Source organism: Calditrichota bacterium, assembly GCA_013151735.1.
Taxonomy (GTDB): domain Bacteria; phylum Zhuqueibacterota; class JdFR-76; order JdFR-76; family BMS3Abin05; genus BMS3Abin05.
In genome coordinates this window covers 1-7,129 of sequence record JAADHR010000067.1, presented here as the reverse complement: position 1 = coordinate 7,129, position 7,129 = coordinate 1, and the positions used below count along the sequence as shown (strand labels likewise).

Annotated in this window: 5 protein-coding genes; 3 read left to right on the top strand and 2 right to left on the bottom strand. The window is 46.2% G+C overall.

Features of this window, described 5'->3' with window-relative positions; all coding sequences use genetic code 11:
- Positions 1 to 114 precede the first annotated feature (114 nt).
- Positions 115 to 870 carry a hypothetical protein gene (locus GXO76_04770; protein NOY77163.1) on the bottom strand — a complete coding sequence of 252 codons (756 nt, stop codon included), beginning with the start codon at positions 868 to 870 and terminating at the stop codon, positions 115 to 117.
- A 697-nt stretch (positions 871 to 1,567) separates the two neighbouring features.
- Here GXO76_04770 and GXO76_04765 point away from each other — a divergent pair.
- Together GXO76_04765 and GXO76_04760 are read left to right on the top strand one after the other, a co-directional pair.
- On the top strand, positions 1,568 to 2,686 hold the full coding sequence (locus GXO76_04765) for a hypothetical protein (protein NOY77162.1): 1,119 nt from the start codon (positions 1,568 to 1,570) through the stop codon (positions 2,684 to 2,686).
- Between the two features lie 134 nt (positions 2,687 to 2,820).
- A complete protein-coding gene (locus GXO76_04760) occupies positions 2,821 to 4,035 on the top strand; it encodes a cation diffusion facilitator family transporter (protein NOY77161.1) in 1,215 nt (404 codons plus the stop codon).
- A gap of 23 nt (positions 4,036 to 4,058) precedes the next feature.
- Here the strand turns inward: GXO76_04760 and GXO76_04755 are convergent, their stop codons facing one another.
- Positions 4,059 to 5,312: a hypothetical protein gene (locus GXO76_04755; GenBank protein ID NOY77160.1), complete on the bottom strand. Its 1,254-nt coding sequence runs from the start codon at positions 5,310 to 5,312 to the stop codon at positions 4,059 to 4,061.
- Between the two features lie 478 nt (positions 5,313 to 5,790).
- Here GXO76_04755 and GXO76_04750 point away from each other — a divergent pair.
- Positions 5,791 to 7,129: TonB-dependent receptor plug domain-containing protein (locus GXO76_04750; GenBank protein ID NOY77159.1), on the top strand; the 1,339-nt coding region annotated here is incomplete at its 3' end.

Here is a 7,129-nt window from a genome sequence, read left to right as displayed (position 1 = left end):
TCCGGTTATTTTCAACAACAGAAATGAATTGAAAATTGCCATGTTTTGTTTAGAGACTATCTGGGAAACGCTCTGAACTAGTTGCTGCCGCAAACAGCCCTGTTTTTTCAAGGATTACTTCGAATAGGTTATCCCCAGCCCAATGGCCGGCTCGGGTGTGGACGAACTCATTCCCGCCCGGAGAAGCATGTGCAGCCAAAGCCCGTTACTCAGGAAGATGTTTCCCCTGTACAACAGCCCCAACCGATCTGAAGGGCCAAAGCCCAGTCCAAACCAGGGCTGGAACGTTCGGGATTTGTTCGATCCGAGACCGATTCTGAAATAGTTTCCCGAATAAAGCCAGGGATGTTGCAGAAAAGATGCGTCAAAATAAATCTTTTGCAAACTGCCGAAACGAAGGTGGAAAGAGGGCAGAAAATGAATATCTTTTTCATTACTCAATTTTGGAAGGGCGGTGCTGCTTATGAGTACACCTGCTCCGGCGCCAATGTACCGCGCCTTCAGCTCAATAAAAGGATTGATAGCAAATAGGGTCCGCCTGGGGTAATGGTAGATTGAGCTGTAGCCATAATGCGGGTCCCAAACCTCCTTTTCCACTTCCTTCCGATCCCACGCCGCATGAGCCAGAATGCCCATCTCTCTTTTCCGGCTATTCCGGCTCCATTTCCCCCCAATTTCCTGAAATCCGATGCCCCTTTCCCGAAGGATATTCCCGTTGCAACCCCGTGTAATCAGAGCATATTGCCCCAAACCTCCCCAGAGTGTGGTTTGAGTTTGTGTCGTGTCGTTTGGAGGAACATCAATCACAATGGGAACAACCACAAGAGTCAGCAGGAAGAAATTCAGAGTTGTTTTCCAGGGACGTTTCATTTTCGTTCTCCGTTATTAAGGCATGATTAAAATTTATGAATAGGGTGGATAACGAAATCGACGACATGAAAGAATTAAATCTTTCCCCAATTTGAACATCTGCTTGTTCCGGGAACAAATCTCTCTTCTCTGGAAAAAATTCAATTCAGGATGCTGGAGCCATTAAATTAGGATAAGATGTGTAACAAATTTAATTTATATTAATTTAGGCTGCATTTCAAGGGGAAAATGGGCCATTTTTATTTTTGGAAAAGCGTTCTTCCGACAATTCAAAGCGTACAGCAAGCAGTGTACCGATCAATTGGTGTTTCATAAGGGGTTGTAATTGTTTTGCCTCGAATGTTTCCTCTCGAAAATGTGGTCGGTTTACGGTTGGTGTTTTCAAATAAATTAAGTTTGGACGATTTGATCGCCAAAATCCTTGACCTTTTGAAAGATTTGTTTATCTTTTAGACAAGCGATTTTTAATCCTGGGCCGTATTTCAAAATTAAGGGAATCTATTCGAATAAACGTACACGGGAAAGGCCTTGGTAATTTTGAATGTTGATCTTCATCTTTTTTTAATGATTTCTTTTAGATTTTTTCATCTTTTTGGGTTATTTTATGACTGAAGAATTAAAGGCTTGGTAACCATGAATCGGGATGAAAAAACAAAAAAGACAGGGATCCTGTTGGTAAATCAGGAAATGAATGTTTATGGTCAATACCAATAATCGGTTACAACGAACAGGACAAATTCTTCGGGGAAATGGACTTTTGTTGATTGCGCTGGCGGCACTGGTGTTGCTGGAGGGTCTTACCCGAAAGCCGCTGCGCCGCTTTCCAGCGTATGTGGATTGGAACACCATTGTCACATTGGCCGGCCTTCTGCTCATTACGACGGCGATTAAAGAAAGCGGGTTTTTCACCTGGACGGCCTGCCGGATTTCCAAGCGTATTCGGGATGAACGCCAACTGGCCCTGTTTTTGATTTTTGCGTCGGCTGTTTTATCCATGTTTTTAACAAATGATATTGCCCTGTTCATTCTAGTACCGCTTACGTTGAGCTTGCAGAAAATCTCCGGCGGCGATTACGTCAAAATCATTGTGTTTGAGGCCATCGCCGTGAATGCCGGTTCCGCCCTGACGGCGGTGGGCAACCCGCAAAACATTTACCTCTGGCACCAGTGGGGGATTTCCTTCCCCATCTTTACGAAAGAAATGCTCCCGTTCGGCTTGATTTTGGGTCTGTGGTTGTATCTTGGGGCACGCTGGGTGTTCCCGCCGCGGCCTATTCGTCCGGTCAATCAGCAAACCCTTCGCGTCAACCGGTCCTTGTTTTGGATGTCTGCCGGCCTTTTTGTGGTGTTTATTCTTTCCGTGGAACTGGGTGTTGACATCTACTTTCTTGCGCTTCTGTTTTTGCTCTATTTTCTGATCGAGAAAAAGATACTCATCAAGGCCGACTGGGGGCTCATTCTGCTGTTTGTCATCATTTTTATGGATGTCCATTTGCTGTACCGACTGCCAATCGTCAATCATTTCATGCAATCCCTGCCTCTGCAAAACCCGAAGGTATTGTTTGTGACGGGTGCCCTGTTGTCCCAGGTGATTAGCAACGTGCCGGCCACCATCCTCCTGGTGAATTACTCCTCGCATTTCAAGTGGATCGCCTACGCCGTGAATGTGGGCGGAAACGGGGTGCTCATTGCATCTTTTGCCAATCTCATTGCGTTGCGTTTTGTCCAAAACCGCCGGAAGTACGGGTATTTTCACCGCTATTCCTTGCTCTATTTTTTGGTAACGGGTGTGACGGTGTACCTGCTGCTTATTTGAGAATGCGTAGCGCGTTTTCCCGCGGGCCGAAACCGGCAACCAATTGGTCCGATGACGGCTTTACCTGGAATACTTTTGGTGTTGTGTCGAAATGATTGTGAATGGATGATTTTTTTTCGTATGGAGAACAGAAAATGGCCGGTCGAACGAAAAAAAACGCTTCTTTAAAACACAAAGACTCCGGAACCCGAATGGGTTGGTTTTCTCTGCTGATCAATGTGGGTTTGTTTTCCTTGAATTTTACCATGGCCTATTATTCGGGAAGTCTGGCTCTGGTGGCGGAAACCGCTCACAATATTTTGGATCTGATTGCCTCGGTGCTGGTGCTGAGCGGATTGTGGCTTTCCCAGCGGAAGAAACGGGCGTTTCCGTACGGTCTGTACAAAATTGAAAATATGGTGCAGGCGGTCATTGCGTTCAGCATATTTTTTACGGGATATGAAATTGTTCGGCGTGCGGTGTTATCCCCGGAACACCATGTAATTGTCAAGCCCATCATGCTGGCAGGTGTCGGCGTGGCTATTTTGGTTCCCTTTTTATTCAGCTACTACGAAATCCGGGTGGGCCGTCGCCTGAATTCTCCCAGTCTCATTGCCGATGCCACGGAATTCCGTGCCCACATTTTTTCGTCTGGATTGGTGTTTGTGGCTGTAGGAGGGCAATTGCTGGGGGTGCATTTGGACCGCTATGCCGCGATTTTGATTGTGGCCTGGATTTCTTACGAGGGCTGGCACACGCTGGTTGACGCTATGCGGGTGCTGCTGGATGCTTCCATTGACCAGGAAACTCTGGAGCGAGTGCGGCGGCTGATTTTGGCCCATCCTTCTGTGGACGGCATCAAATCCCTGACCGGGAGAAATTCCGGCCGTTACCGCTTTCTGGAGGCGGAGATTTTCGTCAAAGCCAACGACCTGGTGAAAGCGCACCAGATTACCGACGAAATTGAACAGCACATTCGGGCTCAGGTTCCATTCGTGGAACGCATTCTCATTCATACCGAACCCAGCAAACCGGATGTGCTGCGTGTAGCCGTGCCATTGCGGGAGGACCGGCAGACACTTTCACCCGTGGGTAATGCCGCCTATTTTGCCTTTTATGTGTTCAAAAAATCAGTGCCACAGCCGGAACTGGAGAGGATTGAATCCAATTCCTTTGACCGCCAGAGTCGGGGACGGGGGATTAAAATGGCGCAGTGGCTCATTGACCAGCACATTCACGTGCTGGTCTCGCCGGTTCCGTTGGAACAGAAAGGGTTTGCCTACGCGTTGAAAGCGTACGATATTAAAATCGTTGTAACACAAAAGAAGAAGGTTCAGGAAATTCTAAAGGAAATTTCCACACCGGAGTAAAAAAATAACGACTTCAGATATTTCTACCAGATTGTTTTTTCCGGGTTTATGCGGTCGAAGTATACGATGTGGGTGGTAAACGCTGTGCGGGAAAACCCGGAGGTCTTAAAAAGGATTTTAAAATAGGGGGGAAAAGTCCCGAAGCGTGTCTTGAATTTGGTTTCGAGTGTGTGGAGTGACTTTGGGTCGGTCATGTACTGTGTGGCTCCAATGATGCCGGTTTCAAAGAAGCTGATGAAAAGCAAAAGCGTGTTGTGATGCGGCCCCTGAACTTTGCTGACAAAACAGTAATCGGAGTGTTCTTTTTCCGGGTTGCCGTTCAAGGCAAACGTGGCCAAAGAATCGCCCAGATTAAGCGTTAGGGAATTTTTTCCTAAGCCCACCTTGTAACTCGCCACCTGATTTTTAATAATCTGGTGCAGCATGTAAAGATTTCGGAATGTTCCAAAGAAAATCAAGTCGTTTTCGAGCAGGTCTTTGGTCTCGAGCGCAGAGGAACATTTCAAATGAATCGTTTGACCGGATTTAAAGAGAGGCAAAACAAATAGAAGCGGTTTGATCGACGCCATTGGCACAAAGGCGTAGGGTGTTTTCCCCTTGATTCCTTTTGAGGGAAAATTGTGAACCAGTCTGTCAAGGTCCGTTTGTGAATTGATGTTGTGTTTACGGACAATAATTTCCTTGTTTTCTTCCTGCCGGAGGAAAAAGAAATCATCCCCCAACACAAGAAGCCTTGGAAGCGGGGAGCGAAAAATGTCCTGCCACACGGGGGTGTGGGCCAGGGTACTCGCTTCTACGGTAGTTTTCTTTAATTGGTGCACGGTCATTTGCGACCAGATGAGAAGGACGGTTAGCACAATTAAGAGAAAAAAAACCAGGGCATTGGGATTAAACAAAAGCCGGTGTGTGTTGGTGTGGATGCGTTTGAACACCACTTCGTAGCTGCCTTTAGGAATTTCAATCCGCGTTTTAACGTGTTTCCCCTCGTGAAGGTAGTACTCCTCGAGTTTTTTTCGTAAATTGTGAATGGAGACGCGCACGATGGCGTCTTCGTTCGGATTAAAATCAGGCCCTTTATCGAACACATCCATTGCAATGTCATATTCAGAAGGGGTGGCGTTTTTGATAGACATCTCAACGAGAAACTTCAGTAATTTCTGATTGTTATGGGAGGAAACAAATTCCTTGCTGCTAAGGATTTCTTTCAGGACGGCCCGTTTGGTTTTCCGATCAATTTTTCCAGCGAAACGCTGCGTGAGGTTTTTTTTAGAGAACATCACCAATGGCCCTTCAGGAAACGCTATATTCAGGTTAACAACTTGCCTTTGTGGGTAAATTCTGTAAAATAGGTAAACAAGATTTCAAAACTAATATAAAGATGTTGAGTTGAAAAATCAAGGAAAATAGCAATTGATGAAAAATCTGCCTGTTTTTCAACAAATTTCCCGTTAAAAGCCATTTAACATGTTTATAACAGTTAATTTTACTGTTATTTACTTGTGGATTTTCCCCTTCTTTCCCTAAATTAGAAGCAACTTATAATAATTCCTTTTACTTAAATAGCATAGTTGGTTCCGTTCTTAAAAAATAATATCCCGAATTATTGTGAACCGCAACACACCCGTGTGGCTTGAACCAACGGACCTTAATTTTGTGTAATGTAAAACCTGATTTTGATTCTGAATTTTGTTTTTTTAATCTCCTTCGGCGCGTTTGCCAGAACAGTCAACTCACCTATAAAAAATGAGGTGCACCATGCAGCGAAAAAAATTGCTATCCGTGATGACCTTTTTTTTGATATTTTTCCCTCTTGTAGTTCGGGGAGCTGGTTCTACCGGAAAAATTCAGGGTGTTGTGAAAGACGATGCCACGGGGCAACCCCTGCCCGGCGCCAACATCGTGATTAAAGGGACCAGCATGGGGGCCGCGACCAATTTAAAGGGGCACTATTTTATTTTGAATGTTCCTCCTGGCACCTACACACTCGTCGCCCGTTACATTGGGTACGAAACCAAAACCGCAAAAGTGCGGGTATTGCCCAATCAAATTGTTACACAAGATTTTTCCCTGACGTTTCGGGTTATCAAAGGACACGAGGTGGTTGTTACGGCTCAGGCAGAAGGGCAGATGCAGGCGATTAACCAGCAGATCAGCGCCAATTCCATAAAAAACGTGGTGTCATCCGCCAAAATACGAGAACTGCCGGAAGCCAATGCGGCGGAAGCGGTGGGGCGTTTGCCCGGTATTGCCCTGAAAAGAGCCGGTGGTGAGGGAAATCGAGTGGTTATTCGCGGTTTGTCACCCAAATACAGCAAAATTCAAATTAACGGCGTAACCATGGCTGCTACCGGATCGGGTGACCGCAGCAGCGATTTAAGCATGATTTCGCCCTACATGTTGCAGGGGATTGTGGTGTCTAAAACGGCCATGCCCGATCAGGAAGCGGATCAGATCGGCGGAACGGTTAATTTCATTATGAAAGAAGCCCCTGACAAAACCAATTTGAGCGTTGTGGCGCAGGGAGGTTACAACGGATTACGGGAAACACTCGGAGATTACAAATTTGTTTTGGGCGGAAGCAAACGCTTTTGGGGCAAAAGGCTGGGTGCCTTGGCGCAGGTAGATGTGGAGCGAAGAAACCGAAGCGACAATTCCATGAATGCCGGATATGAGTGGTTGGATTATGATAGTACGGGCATTGCAACCAGCCTGACATTGAAAGATGTGGGGCGCATTATTAATCGCTACGGCGCGATGTTAGTTCTGGATTACAAAACGCCTTTAACAAAAGTTATTTTCAGCAATTTTTACAGCGGAATTAACAAACATCTGAGCAACGTCCAGCAAAGCTACCAGCCCAATGCCATGAGTGGAAATTTGAACTACAATGCCGTGGATGGGGAACACAAATCCTACGTCCTGACCAACTCCCTCAATTGGCAACAGCGGTGGGGAAATTATTTGTTGGATGCCCGCCTGTTTTATTCCGCTTCCGAAAGCAAGACGCCCGATCAGTACGACATGTCTGCGACGGAAGAAAATGCCTTCGGCAACTGGGCGGTTGAAAAAGACCCCGTCATTCCCGATTCGATTC